Annotated in this window: 17 protein-coding genes; 15 read left to right on the top strand and 2 right to left on the bottom strand. The window is 38.9% G+C overall.

Annotated elements, in window-relative coordinates; translation table 11 throughout:
- The first annotated feature begins 72 nt into the window (after positions 1-72).
- Together K0R93_RS04295 and K0R93_RS04300 are read left to right on the top strand one after the other, a co-directional pair.
- On the top strand, positions 73-2,982 hold the full coding sequence (locus tag K0R93_RS04295; protein ID WP_300298056.1) for an N-acetylmuramoyl-L-alanine amidase: 2,910 nt from the start codon (positions 73-75) through the stop codon (positions 2,980-2,982).
- Position 2,983: 1 nt separating this feature from the next.
- Positions 2,984-3,646: a M48 family metallopeptidase gene (locus K0R93_RS04300; RefSeq protein ID WP_300298059.1), complete on the top strand. Its 663-nt coding sequence runs from the start codon at positions 2,984-2,986 to the stop codon at positions 3,644-3,646.
- Positions 3,647-3,718: 72 nt separating this feature from the next.
- Here K0R93_RS04300 and K0R93_RS04305 read toward each other — a convergent pair whose 3' ends face one another.
- Positions 3,719-4,297 (bottom strand): hypothetical protein, encoded by a 579-nt coding sequence (locus K0R93_RS04305; protein ID WP_300298062.1) that lies wholly within the window; start codon positions 4,295-4,297, stop codon positions 3,719-3,721.
- A gap of 195 nt (positions 4,298-4,492) precedes the next feature.
- Here K0R93_RS04305 and K0R93_RS04310 point away from each other — a divergent pair, with 195 nt between their 5' ends.
- The 11 genes from K0R93_RS04310 (at position 4,493) to K0R93_RS04360 (ending at position 16,453) form a co-directional block, all read left to right on the top strand.
- Positions 4,493-5,257, top strand: coding sequence for a MerR family transcriptional regulator (locus tag K0R93_RS04310; RefSeq protein WP_300298065.1), 765 nt, complete (start codon positions 4,493-4,495; stop codon positions 5,255-5,257).
- Between the two features lie 139 nt (positions 5,258-5,396).
- Entirely contained in the window at positions 5,397-6,260 is an 864-nt protein-coding gene (locus K0R93_RS04315; protein WP_300298067.1) for an amidohydrolase family protein, read from the top strand.
- A 163-nt stretch (positions 6,261-6,423) separates the two neighbouring features.
- Positions 6,424-7,545, top strand: a complete 1,122-nt coding sequence (locus tag K0R93_RS04320; protein WP_300298070.1) for a coiled-coil domain-containing protein — start codon at positions 6,424-6,426, stop codon at positions 7,543-7,545.
- Between the two features lie 23 nt (positions 7,546-7,568).
- Entirely contained in the window at positions 7,569-8,237 is a 669-nt protein-coding gene (locus tag K0R93_RS04325) for a cell division ATP-binding protein FtsE (RefSeq protein WP_300298073.1), read from the top strand.
- A gap of 7 nt (positions 8,238-8,244) precedes the next feature.
- Positions 8,245-9,132 (top strand): cell division protein FtsX, encoded by an 888-nt coding sequence (locus K0R93_RS04330; protein WP_300298076.1) that lies wholly within the window; start codon positions 8,245-8,247, stop codon positions 9,130-9,132.
- Between the two features lie 420 nt (positions 9,133-9,552).
- Positions 9,553-11,235, top strand: coding sequence for an L-lactate permease (locus tag K0R93_RS04335; protein ID WP_300298079.1), 1,683 nt, complete (start codon positions 9,553-9,555; stop codon positions 11,233-11,235).
- Positions 11,236-11,327: 92 nt separating this feature from the next.
- Entirely contained in the window at positions 11,328-12,131 is an 804-nt protein-coding gene (locus K0R93_RS04340; RefSeq protein ID WP_300298081.1) for an electron transfer flavoprotein subunit beta/FixA family protein, read from the top strand.
- Positions 12,132-12,143: 12 nt separating this feature from the next.
- The gene (locus tag K0R93_RS04345) at positions 12,144-13,145 is read left to right on the top strand and encodes an electron transfer flavoprotein subunit alpha/FixB family protein (protein WP_300298084.1); all 1,002 of its coding nucleotides are present in this window, start codon (positions 12,144-12,146) and stop codon (positions 13,143-13,145) included.
- 1 nt (position 13,146) lies between these two features.
- Complete coding sequence (locus K0R93_RS04350) at positions 13,147-14,562, top strand: FAD-binding oxidoreductase (protein WP_300298087.1); 1,416 nt, start codon at positions 13,147-13,149, stop codon at positions 14,560-14,562.
- A gap of 74 nt (positions 14,563-14,636) precedes the next feature.
- A complete protein-coding gene (gene larA / locus K0R93_RS04355; RefSeq protein WP_300298090.1) occupies positions 14,637-15,914 on the top strand; it encodes a nickel-dependent lactate racemase in 1,278 nt (425 codons plus the stop codon).
- 146 nt (positions 15,915-16,060) lie between these two features.
- Positions 16,061-16,453 carry a bacteriohemerythrin gene (locus K0R93_RS04360; RefSeq protein WP_300298093.1) on the top strand — a complete coding sequence of 131 codons (393 nt, stop codon included), beginning with the start codon at positions 16,061-16,063 and terminating at the stop codon, positions 16,451-16,453.
- Positions 16,454-16,508: 55 nt separating this feature from the next.
- On the opposite strand, the gene K0R93_RS04365 is transcribed toward K0R93_RS04360, so the two are convergent.
- Positions 16,509-18,113, bottom strand: a complete 1,605-nt coding sequence (locus tag K0R93_RS04365) for a peptide chain release factor 3 (protein WP_300298096.1) — start codon at positions 18,111-18,113, stop codon at positions 16,509-16,511.
- A 356-nt stretch (positions 18,114-18,469) separates the two neighbouring features.
- Here K0R93_RS04365 and K0R93_RS04370 point away from each other — a divergent pair, with 356 nt between their 5' ends.
- A complete protein-coding gene (locus K0R93_RS04370) occupies positions 18,470-19,108 on the top strand; it encodes a CPBP family intramembrane glutamic endopeptidase (RefSeq protein ID WP_300298099.1) in 639 nt (212 codons plus the stop codon).
- A 23-nt stretch (positions 19,109-19,131) separates the two neighbouring features.
- A complete protein-coding gene (locus K0R93_RS04375; RefSeq protein ID WP_300298102.1) occupies positions 19,132-20,673 on the top strand; it encodes a response regulator transcription factor in 1,542 nt (513 codons plus the stop codon).
- Positions 20,674-20,762: the final 89 nt, after the last annotated feature.

Raw genomic sequence — 20,762 nt, forward strand, 5'->3', positions numbered from 1 at the left:
AGGAGGTTGTTTAGACAGATATGTAGAAATATTGTACATATGATTGTTTTACTAAAAGATGAGGGGTGAACCATGAAAAAGACAGCAAAAATCACTATGTTTATTATTCTGGTTACGATGTTCCTGCATATGCTGCCTTCTGAAATTACTTCTAATGCAATGGCAGAAGATGAGATGCGGGGAGTATGGGTGGCAACGGTGCTAAATATTGATTATCCATCCCAAGCAACCATCGAACCTGAGGTTCTGAAGAATGAAGCCGTGCAAACACTTGACCATGCCGTTGATACGGGATTCAATGCTGTTTTCTTACAGGTTCGACCATCTTCAGATGCAATTTATAAATCAAAAATTTTTCCCTGGTCAAAGTATTTAACTGGAGCCCAGGGGTTGGCACCGAAAGATGATTTTGATCCTCTAGAATTCTGGGTTGAAGAAGCCCATAAGAGGGGGATAGAATTGCATGCGTGGATTAATCCTTATAGAGGAACAAAAAAAATAGCTGGAGAGCCAAATCATGACATAGCTGTACTAGATTCTTCAAATCCTATTCGTATGCATCCTGAATGGATCGTGAATCATTCTGATGGAAATCTATACTATGACCCAGGTCTTCCAGAGGTTAGAAAGCTAGTTATCGATGGTGTTTTAGAAATCATTGAGAATTACGATGTTGATGGAATTCACTTTGATGACTATTTTTACCCAGGCAAGGACTTCAATGATAAAGAGACCTATGAGAAATATGGTGGAGCCTTCGGAAATATCAGCGATTGGCGAAGAGAAAATGTTAATATACTTATTCGAGAGTTATCTCAAGCTATAAAGAGCACAGGAAAAGATGTGAGATTTGGGATTAGTCCTGTGGGTATATGGGCAAATAAAAAAACAAATCCCTTAGGCAGTGATACCCAGGGGATGCAGGCATATTATGATCAATTCGCTGATTCGAGAAAATGGGTAAAAGAGAAATGGATTGATTATATTGCACCTCAGATTTACTGGAATATTGGATACACAGCAGCAGATTATAGTAAATTATTGTCTTGGTGGAAGGCTACAGTCCAGGGTACAGGAGTAGACCTATATATTGGACAAGCAGCTTATCGGGCAGGAAATGCCAATCCATCCAGTCCATGGCATGGCAACTTGGAAATTGAAAGACAGCTTAAACTTAATGCGGATCATACGGAAATAAAAGGAAGCATCTTTTTTAGTCAAAAATCTTTGGTGAATAATCCAAGCCTTACTGCAATGATCACAGTTATGTATCAGCAGAAGGATGAAATGATTGCAAAGAAACCGCTAAGCATTTCGAGGCCCTCTGATAATATTCGAACAAGTTTAGAACAATTTTATTTGAATGGTTCTTCAGACCCACAGCAGCCGCTGCTTGTGAATGGACAATCAGTGGATAATCGAACGAAACAGGGATATTTCGGCGTGCTTGTGCCCCTTATTGAAGGGGAAAATGAATTTGTGTTTACCCAAGAGGGCACGCAAGTTATTCGGATAATCCATAGAGAGTCTTCTTCTACGACGCCAAAAGAAATGAACGAGGTAGAAATTCCTTCAGATTCTGTTTTTCCACAATCTCAGCAGTACTGGACGTCGGGAGAAAAAATAACCTTCTCTTGCCAGGCACCCATGGGAGCAGATGTAACAGTGAAGATTGATGGGAAAAGCTATGCTATGAAGCCATCAGGATTAGCACTCAAGGGAGAAAAAATTTATAAGGATACCTATACCTATGAATACACTATTTCTGACTATAAAGGTACACCCCGTAATATTGACCTAGGGGCGCCAGTATATACGATGAATTATAAGGGCACAGTAAATACACGAACGGCTCCTGAGAAGGTGGGTGTAATCATGAAGAACTCCCCTTTCTATGCTGAAGTAATCAAGGAGGTCATAGACACCTATGGGGTACCGACTTCATCTAATGGAGCGGAGTACGAAATCTACAGTGGAATGACTGATTACATTACGGGCATGACAGGTAACTTTTTACGATTATCTTCAGGGCAATGGGTAAATAAGGAAGGTGTGAAAACCTATACAACACCAGCTCAATTGCAAGGGGAGGTTAAGGCTGCTGAATATAGCATAGGGGAAAAATGGGATACGCTTAAAGTGAACATTTCATCCCCAGTAACAGCATTTTCAGCTTTTGATGGAAGATCCATCAGTCTTGATATCTTAAATACTTCATCGGCAGTGAAACCCGTTTTGCCAGAGGGAGCTCTCTTCTCATCTGTTGACTTTGTAAGCAATGGCAATAAAGCACAATATATATTGACATTAAAAGATCGTCATAGGATTGACGGATATTACATCGAAAAAATAGATACGGGGCTGATGCTGCATGTCAAGAGACCAGTAGCTGCGAAGGAAGGAGCAACACCCCTTGCTGGAATAACAATCATGGTCGATCCGGGCCATGGAGGAAGTGATACAGGCGCCCAAGGTCCTTTAGGACAGGCGTACTCAGAAAAAATAATAAACCTAAATACTGCCATGAAGCTGCGGATAGAGTTGGAGAAACTTGGAGCCGATGTTCTGATGACAAGGACTGAGGACAAGAATGTAACCCTTCAAGAACGCCTTTCAGCCTCAAGAAGTGCGAAACCCGATCTGTTTATCTCCATCCATGGGAACAGTATGGGGGACAATGTAGATATATCGAAGGTAGATGGATTCTCAGTCTTTTATCGAGAAAAATTTGCTCAGCACCTTTCAGAAGAAGTTTTGAATCATACGGTAAATAAATTGGGGAGAAATAACAAAGGAATTCACAATAAAAATCTTTATGTTACCAGGGCTACATGGGCACCCTCTGTATTAATCGAAAGTGGGTTTGTACCCAACCCATATGAGTTTGAATGGTTAATTAACAAAAACGAGCAAAAACGATTGGCAAAGACCATAGCAGATGCTGTTCTTCAATATTTTAGCATAAATAAGGATGTTGAATAAGATGGTACGCATGAAGGTAGAAATAGATCAAGGTGTTATAGAGTGCGATATCCAATATGGAAATCGGAAGAAATTATCCATTCACATGGATGCCATCGGTCTCATAACAGTGAAAGCGCCAAAAAATCTTAGTGAAGAGATTATTATAAATGCCATAAAGCAGAATGGCCAATGGATACAAGGAAGATTGGATGAAATTTCAAAGCTGCAAGAAACACCCCAAAAAAGAGCCTATGAGGATCATGGGAAATTCTTATACCTCGGCAAAGAGTATTCTCTCCATGAATTGATAAAGACAAGGGATTTGGAAGAGGAAGAACTAAAGAAGAATCTCAAAAAATTCTACATTACCAGCTGTACAAAAATTATTGGAGAACGAATAAAGATCTATCAGCAGCAGTTAGGCGTAAAGCCAAAAGCCGTTGAAATAGTTGAATCTGACAGCCAATGGGGAAGTTGTAATTCATCCAAAAAAATAACTTTCAACTATAGGCTTGCCATGGCCCCTATGGACGTCATTGATTATGTAATAGTCCATGAACTATGTCATTTGATTCATATGAACCATGATCGATCTTTTTGGCGACGTGTAGGGAGCATTGTACCTGACTATAAAAAAAAGCAGGAGTATTTGGCCAGGTTTGGGCATTATATGACACTATAAGAAAATAGAGAAGAAGTCCTAATTAGCATGGTTTAAGCCCATGTCGATTAGGACTTCTTCTATTTTAAAATATTACTGCTGTAATTTCGTTTCACCAGTTACCTTGCTGTTATCATCCATTTTGAAAGTATCTTGAGCTTCCTTTGTAGTAAAGAATAGGTTGCCTTCAACCGTTGCATCAACAAGTTCAAAGTTTTGAGCAGAAACATAAACATCGCCTTTAAAAGTACCGCTTTGAATTCTGGCATTAGGGCTATTGATTGTCAATTTTGGTGCTGTCAAAGTGAATCGTGCAGTTACTTTACGATTCTCATCTTGGGTGTAAAGGGCGATTTTACGTTGAATAATATCTTTACCCGCATCATCCTTCTTTCCATTTTTGAATTCTCCATCAAGAACAAGATCATTCTCTGTGGAGATGTCATTTACAGTAGCGATAAGCCATGTACCACTGTTGCTTATGGCTGCTTCAAAAGCTTCAGCATTGTCTACGATGGATGCTGTGGTGGTCACATCTGGTGTAGTTTCTGGCGGTGTTGTTTGTGGTGGTGGTGTTGGGTCTGGAGCAGGTGCTGGCGCAGGCTGCTGTGTACAGCCTACAAAAAGTGAAGTAATTAGAAAGAATGTTAATAATAAAGCTTTAACTTTCATTGAAAATCCTCCTTACAATAGTTTGATTTTTACTTCAAAAACATTATTTCCAAAATGATAGAAATTAATGTAACATGTCGTGCTTTTACACGTTTACGCCTATTGTCATATATTTATTGCAGAAAAAAATTGAAAATATCCGTTGACATTCACGTTACGTAAAGGTGTATAGTTGTATTATCAGGAGGTGATCACATGGAATATACAGTGCAGAAGTTAGGAAAGTTAGCAGGTGTGAGTACGAGAACGCTGCGATATTATGACGAAATAGGAATTCTTAAGCCGGCAAGGATCAATTCGTCAGGATATCGTATTTATGGCCAGGGTGAAGTAGATCGATTACAGCAGATATTGTTCTACAGAGAATTGGGGGTCAGCTTAGAAAATATCAAGGAAATTGTGACTTCACCTTCCTTTGATGGAGCAAGCGCACTTAAGGAACATCGTGAAAAGCTTCTTGAAAAGAGAACACAATTAGATTTATTGATAGCCAATGTTGATAAAACCATTGGACGCATAGAAGGGAGAATAAGTATGACAGATAAAGAAAAATTCGAAGGATTTAAGCAGAAAATGATTGATGACAATGAAACGAAATATGGAAAAGAGATTCGAGAAAAATATGGTGATGATGTAGTAAACAAGTCCAACGTGAAATTAAAAAATATGACCCAGGAAGAACATGAAGAAATTACACGATTGGCGGAACAAGTAATAAAAACCTTGGCTGAAGCCTTTAAGAATGGTGATCCAGCCAGCCCGTTAGCACAAAAGGCGGCCGATTTACACAAGAAATGGTTAACTTATTATTGGACTGAATACAGCAAAGAGGCCCATGCGGGGCTAGCACAAATGTATGTGGACGATGAAAGGTTCAAAGCTTACTACGATAAAGAACAGCCAGGTACAGCAGAATTTTTAAGAGATGCCATTTTGATTTACACAGGGATGACAAAATAGGTTCGTAGGGAATATGAAAAAGCCATTGTAAAAAAAGCAATGGTTTTTTCATATTGCTTAGAAGAAAAACAATATCTTATGCAGAAGGAACATAGAATATGATAAAATTTAAGAAAAGGTTGTGATAGGGGGATTGTCTTTGAAAATAATTGATGCACATCTGCATTTTTCCAACCACGATGGACTAAAAGAAACTGCCAGAGAAATTGGGCAGGTTGATTATAGTGCAAAAGGACTTATAAGAGAGTTTAAGGAGGCAAATGTGGTTGCGGGCATTGTAATGACCACGCCAAGGGATGATGGAAGTCAATGTGATGACACCATGTGGATGGATTTGAAGAAAGAGGCACCAGATCTGTTGTTTTCTTGTGTGGGGATTAACCCTATTCGATTACAAGAAGATCCCAACGAATTGGGTAGAATTGAAAAAGAACTAAACAAAAGCCATGTAGTGGGAATTAAGCTCTACGCTGGATATTTTCACTGTTATGTCTATGATCAAGTGTATAATCCTATCTATGGGTTAGCTCGAAAATATAATGTTCCAGTGGCGATCCATTGTGGTGATACCCAATCCCCACGGGGGGTATTGAAATATTCCCATCCGTTAACCGTTGATGAGTTAGCTGTAGCCCATCAGGATATTCATTTTATCATATGCCATTTAGGTGTTCCTTGGGTGATGGATACATCAGAATTGATTTTAAAAAATCCCAATGTCTACACCGATGTATCAGGACTTATTGCTGGAAACAAGGAGCATGTGAAGGAAATGAAAAACACAAGATTTTTTACAGATCCTGTTCAACAGGGATTCGTGTACGCCAATCGATATGATAAGATTCTATTCGGAACGGACTGGCCTCTAGCGCCGATTAAGCCCTATGTAGAATTTGTTAAACATATCATACCAGAGCGATATCAAGAGGATGTATTTTATAATAACGCCCTAAAGGTATTCCCTAAAATGAAAAGTATGATTGATGCTCAAACAAATAAATAAATGATAAAAATCGATAAAGGCACCTATAGGTGTCTTTATCGGTCATTAGGAAAGATTTTCTTATTGAAAGAGGATTGCATGATATGGCGTTGAACTATTATATGTACACTTAGAAAAACGGTAATACCTATGGATGAAATGATCGTGTCGAGAGGAGAACTTCATGTTTGCTATAAAGAGAATTAGATACAAAAGCGCTTTAATCTTGATATTGGTGATTATTATGATGGTCTTCCCAGCGAGTAGAGGTTCTGGCTTAGTAGATTCCAGTTTAGAAGTACAGAAAAAGCTGGCTGAGATTTCTGATGAGGAAAGAGAAATTCTTCAAAACTTATTTACCATAACCCAGGAAATCAAGGAACTAGAGAAAGAAGAAGAAGAAATCTCCTTGGAGAAGGGTATTATTGTAGAGGAAATTGAAGCTTTAAAAACGGTATTGAAAAATGAAACGATAGATTTTGAAAAAAAGAAAACCGTGTTAAAAGAGGTACTCAAGAGCTATCAAAGGAGAGGCCCAGGAACATATTTAGAGATTATTCTAGACTCGGACAGCCTGGTGAGTCTTCTAAGACGGATCAATGCTTTGCGTGATCTTACCCATAACACAGGGGAATTGCTTGATGGTTTGGAAGCAAGCAGAGGAAAACTAGCTATTGAAAAATCAGAATTAGAGGAAAAGCTAGCCTTAGCGGAAGAAAAACAAAAAGCTATAGATGAAACTTTAGGGAAAAAGTTACTGCGCATAAAAGACCTAGAGATTTATTTAGCATCACTTAAAGATGAAAAAGATTATTATCAAGGACAACTAGGGAATATTGAAAAGATGTGGGAGGAGCTCAAGGTTGTTTTCATGGATATTTCTCAAGAATTCTCTTCTATGATTGAATCTAATAATCTACCACCAAAAGCTATAAAAATGAGCATTTCTTTATTTGGGGTAAAAGGATCTGTAGAGGAACAAGTATTTAACGAAATAATTGTAGACAATCCTCGCCTTCCAAAGTTGACCCTTTATTTTTATCCAGGCCAGGTTAAAATGGATATACCTGAAAAGAATCTTGTACTGACAGGGACATTTATTATTGTAGAAGGGAACAAGCTGCAGTTTAATGTTGATGAAGGCAGTTTCTATGGGATTGCTTTGGGTCACGGGGCCTTGGAGGACTTGATGGAAGGTGGCTATCCTACTTTGGATCTGAAACCATTGTTAGGTAATTATGTGATGAAGTCTTTGCAAATAGAAGAGGGACAATTAGAATTTGTAGTAACACCTAAATCATTTTAGTACAGGGCTAGGAGGAGAACAACATGATCGAAGCACAAGGTGTTTGTTTAAAATATGGGGATGGAACGGTAGCATTAAACGATGTTGACTTACAAATTGACTATGGTGAGATGGTATATATTACTGGGCCCAGCGGTTCTGGAAAGACAAGTCTTCTAAAGCTTCTTATGGCGGTAGAATACCCTACATCAGGGTCTTTAAGGGTATTAGGTCAATGTATGAAGCCAAATCATGAAATAGATATTCAGAGATTGAGAAGGCGTATTGGCCCTGTATTCCAAGAGTTCAAGCTCATAAAGGGAAGAAGTGCCATGGAGAATGTGATGTTAGGTATGCGCTTTCTAGATATACATCCCAATAAGATAAAAGAAGATGCCTATCATGCGCTTGTAAAGGTGGGACTAGCACATAAACTGTCCGCCTCAGTAGAAAATCTATCTTGGGGTGAAAGCCAGCGAGTTGCCATTGCCAGGGCAATCGCTAGAAAACCAGCGCTTATTTTAGCCGATGAACCTACGGGTAATTTGGACACAGACAATGCTTTAAATATATTGGAGCTTTTGGCCTCCCTAAAAGATGAACAGACATCCGTAGTGATTACTACCCATGCAACCCACTTAATTGATGATAGAAACCTCGACAAACTTATTCAGGTTGATGGTGGGCGTGTTTGCTGTGAAAGGCTGGGATAATGTGAAGATGAAAAATTTTTTAAATAATATAGGATATTTTGTTAGAGAGGCGAAAACGACCATCAGATTAGATCTAACGTCTAATATTTTTTCACTTTTCAGTACCACGTTGATTTTCTTTATCCTTGCCATGGTCATATCTGGATGGTGGATGAGCAACCAAGTTATTGAAGTCATTCAAGGCGAAGCAGAAATAAATGCTTATTTCGATGAGCAACTTGAAAAGAAAGATATAATAGAGCTGGTTGAAAGTATGAATTCCATAAAGGGTGTGGAGGCAGCGCGATTGGTGGGTGAAGATGAAGCCTATGGGCGTATGGCAGAAATTCTAGGGAAGGATGCTCAGGTATTGGCGTATTTTGAGGATAATCCCTTCCATTCATTCGTAGAAGTAAAGATCCACTTGGATGAAATGGATTCTGTTCTATCCCACATAAGCGCCATGGAGGGGGTTTCCTATGTAAGGGACAACAGGGAAGTTTTAGAACGTCTTCATCACATAGCGGGAATATTGGAACTGCTAGGGTATGTGGTGGTAGGCGCTGTAGGAATATCCACTTTGGTTATTATATCCCATATCATTCGACAGGGGATATACAGCAATAGGGAACAAATAAATACCCTAAGGCTTCTTGGTGCCCCTGAAATGTTTATAGCGTTCCCTTTCGTATTGGAAGGATTGTTTCTATCGGCAGCAGGGGGGAGTTTGGCGGTAGTGTTGGCAGGCTTCTCCATAAAATATATGTATGTTCAAATGGCTGGGCCTCTTCCCTTTATTCCATTACCTTCCCAGGAAGTGTTGATAGTGAATATGGGGATATTGATCATAGGACTAAGTGCCTGCATGGGTATCATAGGAAGTATGATGGGGTTATCATCGGCAAAGAAAAATTAAGAGTGTAAATAATAGTAAGAGCAGGCTTTTTAGCCTGCTCTTACTATTATGGCATAAAAATGTATACAGGATTCAATATACTATTCGACAAAATTCGAGTAAGTTGACAAATGGATAACAAGCAAACTTGCAAAATTTATTGAAATTCAGATCTGCCAGCATGATTAAAATGGCCAAAACCGTTGAAAGTAGTTAAAAAAATAACGCTAAAAAGTTATTGGAATTTTCAAAAATAAGAAGGAATAATGAAATATAAATTGAATAAACTTCTATATGGTCAGACCATCGGATGGATGGATGACTATAATAAAAGAAAGGAGGATTTAATGGAAGATTGACATCAGATGAGTAGGCGATCTATTCTCAGGGGTGGGCAAACGTTACCAGCAGGATTAAATAAGAAAAAGGGGGTCTTTTTCAATGTTAGCTATTTTAGCAGCAATACCGATTTTACTAACGATAGTATTAATGGTTGGCTTTAACTGGCCAGCAAAAAAGGTTATGCCTGTGGCATGGGGTGTAGCAGTGGTTTTGGCCGCACTTAAATGGGGAGTGTCATTCCAATGGTTGGCAGGATCTACTGTATTCGGTGCCCTAAGTGCATTTAATATTCTTATCATTGTGTTTGGTGCAATATTATTGATGAATACACTAAAAAACAGCGGTGCAATCAAGGCGATCAATAAGACTTTCTATGGTATCAGCCCCGACAGAAGGGTTCAGGCTATTATAATTGCTTTCTTATTTGGTGCATTTATTGAAGGGGCTGCTGGCTTTGGTACGCCTGCAGCGTTGGCAGGACCACTACTGGTTGGCCTTGGTTTCCCACCATTGGCAGCAGCTATGCTGGCTTTGGTAGGAAATAGTACACCTGTAAGCTTTGGAGCAGTTGGCACACCTATTTTAGGTGGTGTATCTTCCATATTGGGCTCCCCTGAAATTATGGCAAAACTTGAAGCAGCAGGATTTACAGGACCTAGCTTCCTTCAAAATGTAGGGATATGGGCAGCATTACCCCATGCGATCATGGGCACATTTATGCCTTTGATCATCGTATGTATGATGACAAAATTGTTTGGTGAAAAGAAATCCTTTAAAGAAGGTTTTGAGGTTGCACCTTTTGCCATCTTTGCAGGTCTTGCATTTGTTGTACCTTACGTATTTATTGCATTTGTATTTGGTCCGGAACTACCTTCTTTAGCCTCTGGATTAATTGCCATTGCCATCGTTATCACAGCTACAAAAAATGGTTTTCTTCAGCCAAAAACAACTTGGGATTTCGCCAATAGCAGCAAATGGGACAGCTCATGGTTAGGTGCATCTGAAAGTGCAGCTACAACAGAAGATGATACCCCAGAAGTTAGCAGTTTCTTAGCTTGGCTTCCGTACATTCTCGTATCATTGATATTGGTTGTTACAAGGATTCCACAGCTAGGATTAAAAGCGATTTTAACAGGTCCAACCTTTACAATCTATTGGAAAGAAATCTTAGGAACGAAGTTGAATTATTCCTTACAATACTTATATTTGCCTGGAACAATAGCATTTATCTTGGTATCAGTTATCACAATCTTTATGCACAAAATGAGCAGCGTTAAGGTGAAAGAAACATGGAGAACCTCCTTTAAGCAGGTGATACCAGCGGCTATCGCTTTAAGCTTTGCAATTGCAATGGTGCAGGTAATGTTAAACTCAGGTAATAACGGCACGGGTGAAGTAGGTATGATGGTTGCGTTGTCAAGAACAACAGCTGATATTTTCCAAGGCGTATGGCCTATCTTTGCACCGTTTATTGGTATATTGGGGGCTTTCATGTCTGGTAGTAATACCACATCCAATATTTTATTCTCAGGCTTCCAATTTGGGGTAGCCGATCAAATAGGCATGTCTAGACTGATCATTCTTGGCCTGCAAGTAGTTGGCGGCGCAGCTGGAAATATGATTTGTATACACAACGTGGTGGCTGCATGTACAACCGTAGGCGTACTAGGTAAAGAAGGTAAAGTAATCCGTACCAACGTCATACCTTGTTTCGCATACGCTTTGGTAGCTGGTATTTTTGCTTACCTTGCCATGTATCTCTTCGTACCAGGACTATTCTAAAACAATCATGGCATAAATAGCTATTCAATAAAAGATGCAGGACGACTAGAAGCGTGTCCTGCATCTTAACAATCAATCATGATGAGGAGGGAATGAAATTGAACATTATTATTCCAATTAAGCAGGTCCCCGAAACGAGTAATGTAAAGATGGATAAGGAAACAGGCACTATGATCCGGGATGGAGTAGTAAGTGTAATAAATCCATTGGATCTCTATGCTATTGAGGCGGGCATTCAACTAAAGGAGCAGTTCGGCGGTAAGGTAACCGTATGTACAATGGGACCACAAACAGCTACAAAGGCATTAAAAGAAGCAATCGCTATGGGCTGTGATGAGGGAATCCTTATTTCTGATAGAAAGTTTGCCGGGGCTGATACATGGGCTACCTCCTATACATTGTCAGAAGCAATTAAGCATATAGGCGATTATGACTTGGTTCTTGCAGGAGAGCGGGCTACCGATGGTGATACTGGTCAAGTAGGCCCTGGGATTGCAGCATGGTTGAATATTCCCCTGGCTACATATGTCAGTAAGATCGATGAGATTACAACAGAAAGCATTACGGTTGAAAGATTGGTTGAAGATGGGTATCAGGTATTGCAAATGCCTCTGCCGGCGTTGCTAACGGTAGTGAAAGAAATCAGTAATCCAAGGCTTCCTACCCTTAGAGGTAAGAAAAAAGCAAGAGTAAGCGAAGTTCCAGTCATGTCAGCTGCAGATTTACAGTTAGAGGAATCTTATATCGGATTAAAGGGATCTCCTACAAAGGTAGTAAAGATTGGATATCCAAAGGTTACAAGGGGCGGCCAAGTTGTAAAGGCTGCAGGCGAAGAGGGAGTCAATGAGGCAGTCGAAGAATTGATTAGATTCTTGGAAGCAAAAGAATTGATATAGGGGGGATTATAGATGAGTTATGTATGGACGATTGCCGAGCAAAGTAAGGGCAAACTAAGGGAAGTTTCCTTCGAACTATTAAGCAGAGGAAGAAAATTGGCTGATAAAATGGATACAAAGCTTTGTTCAGTTTTATTGGGCAGCAATGTTTCTGATGAAACGTTACAAGAGCTGATATATAGAGGCGCTGATGAAGTATATTTTATAGACGACCCGCAGTTAGAAAACTTTATTGTTGAGACTCACAGCAATGTATTGTCGGATTTAATCAAGACGTATCATCCCCATTCAATTCTAGCTGCTGCCACTTCAAGCGGAAGAACCTTGATGCCCTATGTAGCTATTCAAGTGAGTACTGGTTTAACTGCAGATTGTACTGAACTAGACATTGAAGAAGGAACAAATCATCTACTACAAACACGTCCGGCCATTGGTGGGAATATTATGGCTACGATTAAAACACCAAGTCATAATCCACAGATGGCTACAGTAAGACCGAAATCCAGCAGGCCATTACCACTGGATACGAGTAGAGAAGGTAAAATCATACGGTTAGTATTGAAAGATGAACTTGTAGATCATCGTGTAAAAATGGTAGGCTTTAGAAAAGATGTAGAGGAGTTTGTGAACATTGAGGAAGCAGAAGTAGTTATCGCTGGTGGTAAGGGGATGAAAAAACAAGAAAACTTTGCTCTTCTGCGGGATTTAGCCAAGCATTTTGACGGGGTATTGGGCGCTAGTAGAGATGCCGTAGATAGGGGTTGGCTGCCATATCCTCATCAGATTGGTCTAAGCGGAAAGACAATTTCACCGAAATTATACATCTGCGCTGGTATCTCTGGCTCTATTCAGCACTTGGCAGGAATCAAAACCTCTGAATATATTGTGGCAATCAATCAAGATCAGGATGCAAATATATTCCAACTGGCAGACTTTGGTATCGTAGGTAATCTCTTCGAAGTGATTCCAAAGATTAATGCCAGGTTGGAAGCGTATAAGAAGGAGGCGAAATAAGATGAGATATAATCCCGTTACCATAGAGATTGTCGAAGAGTTGAAGGGGATCGTAGGCGCTAAAAATGTTTTCAGTGATGAAGAAAAAATGGAAGCCTACTCCCATGATGAAACAAATGCAGAAGAATATGGTCATATGCCTGAGGTAGTTGTTACACCATCCACAGCAGAAGAGATCGCACAAATTGTTAAACTTGCGAACCGAGAGCTTATTCCCATAACACCAAGGGGTGCAGGCAGTGGTCTTTCAGGCGGAGCTATACCAATATTTGGGGGAATTCTTTTATCTGTGGAAAAAATGAACAAGGTTCTGGATATAGATTATGGAAATATGATGTTGACGGCTGAGACAGGTATCGTAACCAACGAGATCAACTCACTTATAAAAGAAAACGGACTCTTCTACGCTGGCTATCCAATGAGCTTGGAGACTTGTTACCTGGGTGGTAATATAGCTGAGAATGCTGGTGGCGGTAGGGCTGTAAAATATGGCGTAACTGGCCGATACATTATGGGAATGGAACTTGTTACACCGAAGGGCGAAATTGTAAACCTAGGAGGTAAGCTGTCTAAAGATGTTACGGGTTATGATCTTAAGCAGTTGGTGGTAGGTTCTGAAGGAACACTAGGAATTGTTACGAAGGCAACGATTCGATTGACTGGTTTGCCTACAGCGAAATCTAATCTTCTTGTGTTATATAAAACACCAAAAGATGCCATCGACACTGTACCTGTTATTATGGCCAAAGGAACTATTCCAACTAGTATGGAATTTATGGATAAGTTGTCCGTTCAGACCGCTTGTGAATACCTGAATGAAAGTTTGCCATATCAGCAAGCGGGAGCCATGTTATTGATTGAAGTTGATGGTACAAACCAAGAACAGGTTGAGCTAGACGCAGAGGCTATAGGTGATCTGTGTATGGAAAATGGAGCCATCGAGGTTTATGTTGCCGATAACTATACGACCCAAGAGAGGATATGGAGCGTTAGAAGGAATATTGCTGAGGCGTTTAAAGTAGTGAGTCCAATTCAAAGCTTAGAGGATATTGTTGTGCCTATAGCAGCCATCCCTGATATTATTCCTGAGTTGGATCGTATTTCTGAGAAGTATGATATAAAGATTCCTTGCTATGGGCATGCAGGTGACGGCAATCTCCATGCAACCCTTGTAAAGAATCCAAATCATACCTTGGAGCATTGGCATGAAATCGAGCCAAAGGCTTTGAGGGAACTATATCTGGCAACGAAAGAACTGGGTGGTAAGATCAGCGGTGAGCATGGCATCGGTGTGAAACGTAAAGGTTATATGTTGGAAAATATGGACCCGGCTGAATTAGATTTAATGAAAGCAATCAAAAAAGCATGGGATCCAAACTATATCATGAACCCTGGAAAAATGTTTGATTTAGATTAATACAGATGGGAGTCTTCTATGAAGGAGACTCCTGCCAATATTTATCTGTAGGAAAATAAAAGGAGGTACTGACTGTGGCGACTATAAAAATACCCTATTCCAAAGGCTTTGTTGATTTAGAAGTAGCAGATAAGAATCTGTTGGCTGTATTAGAATCCAAAGCTCATCATTATAAGACAGATGAGGACCAAGTGACCATTGCAAGGAAAGCACTAGAGAATCCTATCGAATCACCTAGATTGAAGGAACTGGCAAAGGGAAGAAACAATGTGGTCATTATTACCAGTGACCATACAAGACCTGTACCCAGTAAAATAACACTGCCATTACTGTTAGAGGAAATTAGATCGGGTAATCCCAATGCGGATATTACCATATTAATTGCTACGGGTTTTCATCGATTAACAACTGAAGAAGAAATGATCAATAAATTTGGAGAAGAAATCGTTAGGAACGAAAAGCTCGTAAACCATGATTGTCGGGATAAAAGCAGCTTGGTGGATGTAGGGATATTGCCATCGGGCGGAAAACTGATATTGAATAAGCTGGCCATGGAGGCAGACTTGCTGGTGGCAGAAGGATTCATTGAACCCCACTTTTTTGCTGGTTTTTCCGGTGGCAGAAAAAGTGTACTGCCAGGTGTAGCTGCTGGTACAACCGTACTCGCCAATCATTGTTCTAAATTTATCGCCAGTGAATACGCTAGAACGGGAATCCTAGATGGAAATCCGATTCATAAGGATATGGTATATGCAGCAGAGGTTGCCAAGCTAGCATTCATTTTTAATGTGGTCATCGACAGCGAAAAAAGAATCATAAATGCATTCGCTGGCAATCGGGTAGCGGCCCATGAGAAAGGCTGCGGTTTTGTTGCTGAATTGGCCAGTGTGAAGGCCCAGCCGGCAGACATTGCGATTACATCAAATGGCGGATATCCATTAGATCAAAATATTTATCAAGCGGTAAAAGGTATGACAGCAGCAGAGGCTACTGCGAAAGAAGATGGGATCATAATTATTGCAGCTGCATGCAACGATGGGCATGGTGGCAAAGCCTTCTATGATACCTTCTTAGAAAACGCCACTGCCCAAATCATCATGGATAAAATTATGGAGATTCCCATGGAAAAGACGATTCCTGATCAATGGGAATCACAAATATTGGCAAGAATACTTATAAATCATAAGGTGATTCTTGTTACCGATCAATGTGATCCAAAGATGGTAACAGATATGCATATGCTCCATGCCTATACCCTAGAGGAAGCATTAAAGATGGCCTACGAAATAAAAGGAGCCGATGCAACCGTTACAGTTGTACCCGATGGTGTTTCAGTTATCGTACAAAGCTAGATTAGTCTGTTGAAAAAAGAGCCAAGGCTCTTTTTTTCTTGGAAAGTAAAACGTGTCGAATTGTAAAAGAATGTGTTGGAGATTTAATGTATTTATGGTATATTATTGATATTATGTAACTACGGTGGTGGAAGGGAGAAATCTACATGTTGGTATGGAAAGAGGAGTATGCCATAGGCGTTGAAATGATTGATGCCCAGCATAAACATCTCTTTGAAATTGGCAATAGTGCCTATAAGCTTCTAAGAGATGAGTTTTGTACGGATAAGTATGACAAGATTGTTGAAATCATCGAAGATTTGCGGCAGTATACCATGTTTCATTTTAAGTCGGAAGAAGAATACATGAAGAAAATTAATTATCGCAAATATTTTAGTCAGAAGGTAGAACACGACGATTTTATTAGAAAAGTCAATGCAATAGATTTTGATAATGTGGACGAAAATCCTGAAAAATACTTAGAGGATATATTGGCGTTTATTTTTAACTGGACATTAGAGCATATATTACAAAAGGACAAGTTAATCAAAGCAGAGTGATAAAAAAAGCCCACTACTTGAGGAATTACCGATGGTAGTGGGTTTTTTTATTAATTTATTTACGTAAGGATATTTCTTTTAGGACAGCATTTTTGTTTCGATCCTTTACTTGATTGATGGACCATTCGTTTTGGAATAACAACACTGGATGTCCATCTTCATCTTCAACAATCATTGTATCCATGGTAATGCTAAAGGTCTTTGGATCAAAACGATCCATTTCAACCCAGCGGATATATCGATAGGGAAGATTTTGCATAATGATTTCCACCCCATACTCATTTTTAAGACGGTATTCCAAAACTTCAAACTGAAGGGCACCCACTACACCAACGATCAATTCCTCTACACCAATATCAGGTCGTTTATAAACCTGAATGGTACCTTCTTCAGCCAATTGGGTAATTCCTTTGATAAATTGCTTGCGTTTTAGAGCATTCTTTGTATATATTTTAGCAAAATGCTCAGGGGCAAATAAAGGTATACCTTCATACTGTAGTTTTGATTGATCCTGGCATAGGGTATCACCTATTTTAAAAATTCCTGGATCATGGATTCCGATGATATCGCCAGGATATGCAGTTTCTACTACAATACGATCTTGGGCTAAAAACTGCTGGGGTTGTGACAATCTTACCTTTTTGTTTTCTTGCACATGATTAACAGACATACCCTTTTCAAACTTTCCAGAACAAATCCGTAAAAAAGCAATTCGATCTCTGTGGGTAGGATTCATGTTGGCCTGAATTTTGAAGATAAAGCCAGAAAAATTATCTGATTCTGGGTTAATTTCACCTAAATTGCTTGGACGGGGCGTTGGAGGCGTGGTGATGTTTAAAAATGATTCTAGAAAAGGTTCAACGCCAAAGTTTGTCAAAGCACTTCCGAAGAATACAGGTGTTAGCTCACCATTTAAAATCTGCTCTATATTGAATTCATCTCCGGCCACATCCAATAGGCTGATATCATTCATCAATTGTTCATGAAGGTCTGCGCCTAGGAGATCTCTAAATTTTTCATCAGTAATGTCTCCCACCATAGCTTTGGCAATGGATTGTCCGTGATTGCCATCACCAAAGAGCTCAATTTGCTTTTTCTGACGATTGAAAACCCCTTTAAAATTTCTGTCAGTACCAATGGGCCAATTCATAGGGCAAGAGCGAATGCCTAAAACGTTCTCGATGTCTTCTAAAAGTTCAAAAGGATCTCTTCCGGCACGATCGAGTTTATTAATAAAAGTAAAGATGGGAATGCCCCTCATTTTGCATACATGAAATAATTTTTTTGTTTGATCTTCGACCCCTTTAGAGCAGTCAATCACCATAACGGCACTGTCAGCAGCCATAAGGGTTCGATAAGTATCTTCACTGAAATCCTGGTGACCAGGTGTATCCAAGATGTTAATGCAATAGCCATTGTAATCAAACTGGAGCACACTGGAAGTAACAGAGATACCTCTTTGTTTTTCAATTTCCATCCAGTCAGATACGGCATGATTCTGGGCTCTTCTTGACTTAACAGATCCGGCCAAGCGGATAGCGCCACCGTATAATAATAGTTTTTCTGTCAGGGTAGTTTTACCTGCATCGGGATGAGAAATGATTGCAAAGGTTCTTCTTCTTCGCACTTCATCTATAAAGCTTAAAGTTTCTTCAGCCATCGTTTACCTCTTTCTTTATCTTAAATAATCTATGATAATGGAATTTATGTTTTAATACAACCTTTTAAATTTTATACTTCTATTCCTGCTGTGTCAATTGCTATTCTTAAGAGAAAAAAATTTAAGGAAAAGTGAAACCTTTATCATGTAGAGATTATAACATGATAAAGTATGATATATACATGGATATTAAAGGGAGTATGAATGATAAATTAGTAGATCGCAAACTAGTAAGAAGAGAAACAATCGAATAATGATTGAAAAAAATAAATGGAATGTCGAAAGTTGCTATAAAAATATAGAGGACATCTTTCTTCCTTAGAGAATCAACACAGAGTAAGGAGCGTGATTGAAAAGTGGATCAAAGGGCATATGTATCGAGATTTGTGAGCATGCTCATCGTACTTGTTGCATCAGCCATTATTTTAAAGCCAGTATTAATAATGCAACATCAATCATCTATATTTGAGATTATTTTATTTGAAATAATGGTTATTAGCATTACAATTATCTTGGGCATACAAGTAAGTAATAAACTGGAGATTGCAATTTGGAAGAAGTCTTCTGACACAAAAAGAACAATTGTTATTGGAGCACTTTGCACATTTGTGAACATGAGCATTTACTTTATTAGCAGAGATCAGGTTCTTCAATGGATGCCTTTTATGGAGACATTGACTCCTGTGGATGCGATAGCTCTATCTGTAAGGGCTGCTATACAGGAAGAGATTGTTTATCGTGTATTTCTTATGCCTTTATTTGTTTTGATTCTCAGAAGTTTTAAAATTGATACTAACCGTATAGTAGCTATAGGGGCTATTTTATCTAGTATTTTCTTTGGCTTAAATCATCCAGGATTTTTTATTGCCTTTTCTTATGGATTGGTATTGTGCTATGTTTATTATAAAGATGGTTTATTGCCAGCTATGATTGTACATTTCTTTGCTGATGCAGGTCCTTTCCTTTTGTTAACAGTGATGCAAAAGGGTTTATAGAACATTTTCAGGGGTGAGATAATTTGATAGAAAAAAATAGATTACAGATGGAATTAGAGGATCTTATTGATAAGAGATCCCTACAGGAGCTTTACATTTTTATGGAAAATCACATCATTGAATTTTTTTCAACGCCTGATATTTCAAAGTATTATAAAACCCTTAAAAATGTTGATTATTCAGAAACAAAGAAATTAACGCCCAAAATAATGCTGGCATGGATGGCGTTCTTGAGTGGCGATCATGGCAATCTGTTTTTAATCATTCGGGACATCGATGAAATGGCTTTGAAAGGTCCGGAAGAAAGTTCTTTATTTTATTCGCTGAAGGCAATGATTGGGTATATGATGAATCCTACAGAAGGGCTTCGTTATGCCAAGCTATCCATTGATATACTTTCAAAAGAAAAAACAAGCTTTTATATGGGGAATGCTAAGTTAACCTACGGACAAATGCTGGCCAATACGAACCAATATCGTTTGGCTTCTGAAATGTTTTCAGCATCTCGTGGGATATTTCAAAGATTAAATCATCATTTCTTAGCTTTGATCGCAATGATAAATGAACTTTTGAATCGATATAAGCTTGGTGAATTCGAGTTTGTAGTAGATAAATGTAAAGAAGAACTCTTTATGGCAAGCAGCTATACGGAAGAAATGCAGACGTACGTAAATGCTATACATCTTCCCCTAGGTATGTGCTATTATGAGATGAATAGACCCCATTTGGCTATCAAGCATCTAGCCTTGGCGAAGGATAGCATTGATCAACTAGGCTTATTTCATATGCATGGACTGATAGAATTATATCTTTTTAAAGCGTATTACGTGACATCGGATACTTTGGCTATGGAGCAGTTAAAAAATGAAATGATCCTGACCTTTGAAAAGATGAATTACAGGCAGACGGATTTGTTGATATCTATGTTCAAGGTTTTTACAGCTGAAAAAGGTGGATTGCATCTGGTTGAAGTGGATATAGAGAAATTTGAATTGGAGTTTGGAAAAAGTGGAATTGACAGTCATTCTATCATCATTGAGTCCCTTGTTTACCTAAAGCTGAAGGGCTTTAGCCATATGATTCGTATTCAAGATATTGAAAAAAGACTGGAGAATCTAAAGTATATTGGAATGATCCCCCATATACAAATGACAATGCTCCAGCTGGCTGAATTGTATTATTTGGAAAAAAATAAAAAAATGGCAGTTTATTATTTAAAGGAAGCGATACAAATCTATAAAGACTATGGGATCTGTGGCTGTTTTTGTGCATTGCCCCTCCATACCACAGCAATACTACAAGAAACAGATGAGAGGTTTTATTCCATGATACATAAGAACGTAAAAGCCATAGACATAGTCAGGGTAGATTCCATGCTGACTGCAAGGGAAAAAGAAATCATGAACCTTATAGCCGCGGGCAAAACCAATGAAGAGATTAGTAAGATATTGTTTATCAGTATTGGGACAATAAAATGGCATACGAATCATATTTTTGGAAAGCTAGAAGTGAAAAATAGAGTACAGGCTATTCAAAAAGCAAAAAAGCTTGGTGAAATAACATAAAAATTGTTAAAAACCTAACCAATACCCTAACCTTGGTTAGGATTTTTTTTATTTGAGATATAGTACACTGAAATCAAGTAAAAAAGGAG

The sequence above is a fragment of the Anaerosolibacter sp. genome, from assembly GCF_029240175.1.
Lineage (GTDB): Bacteria > Bacillota > Clostridia > Peptostreptococcales > Thermotaleaceae > Anaerosolibacter.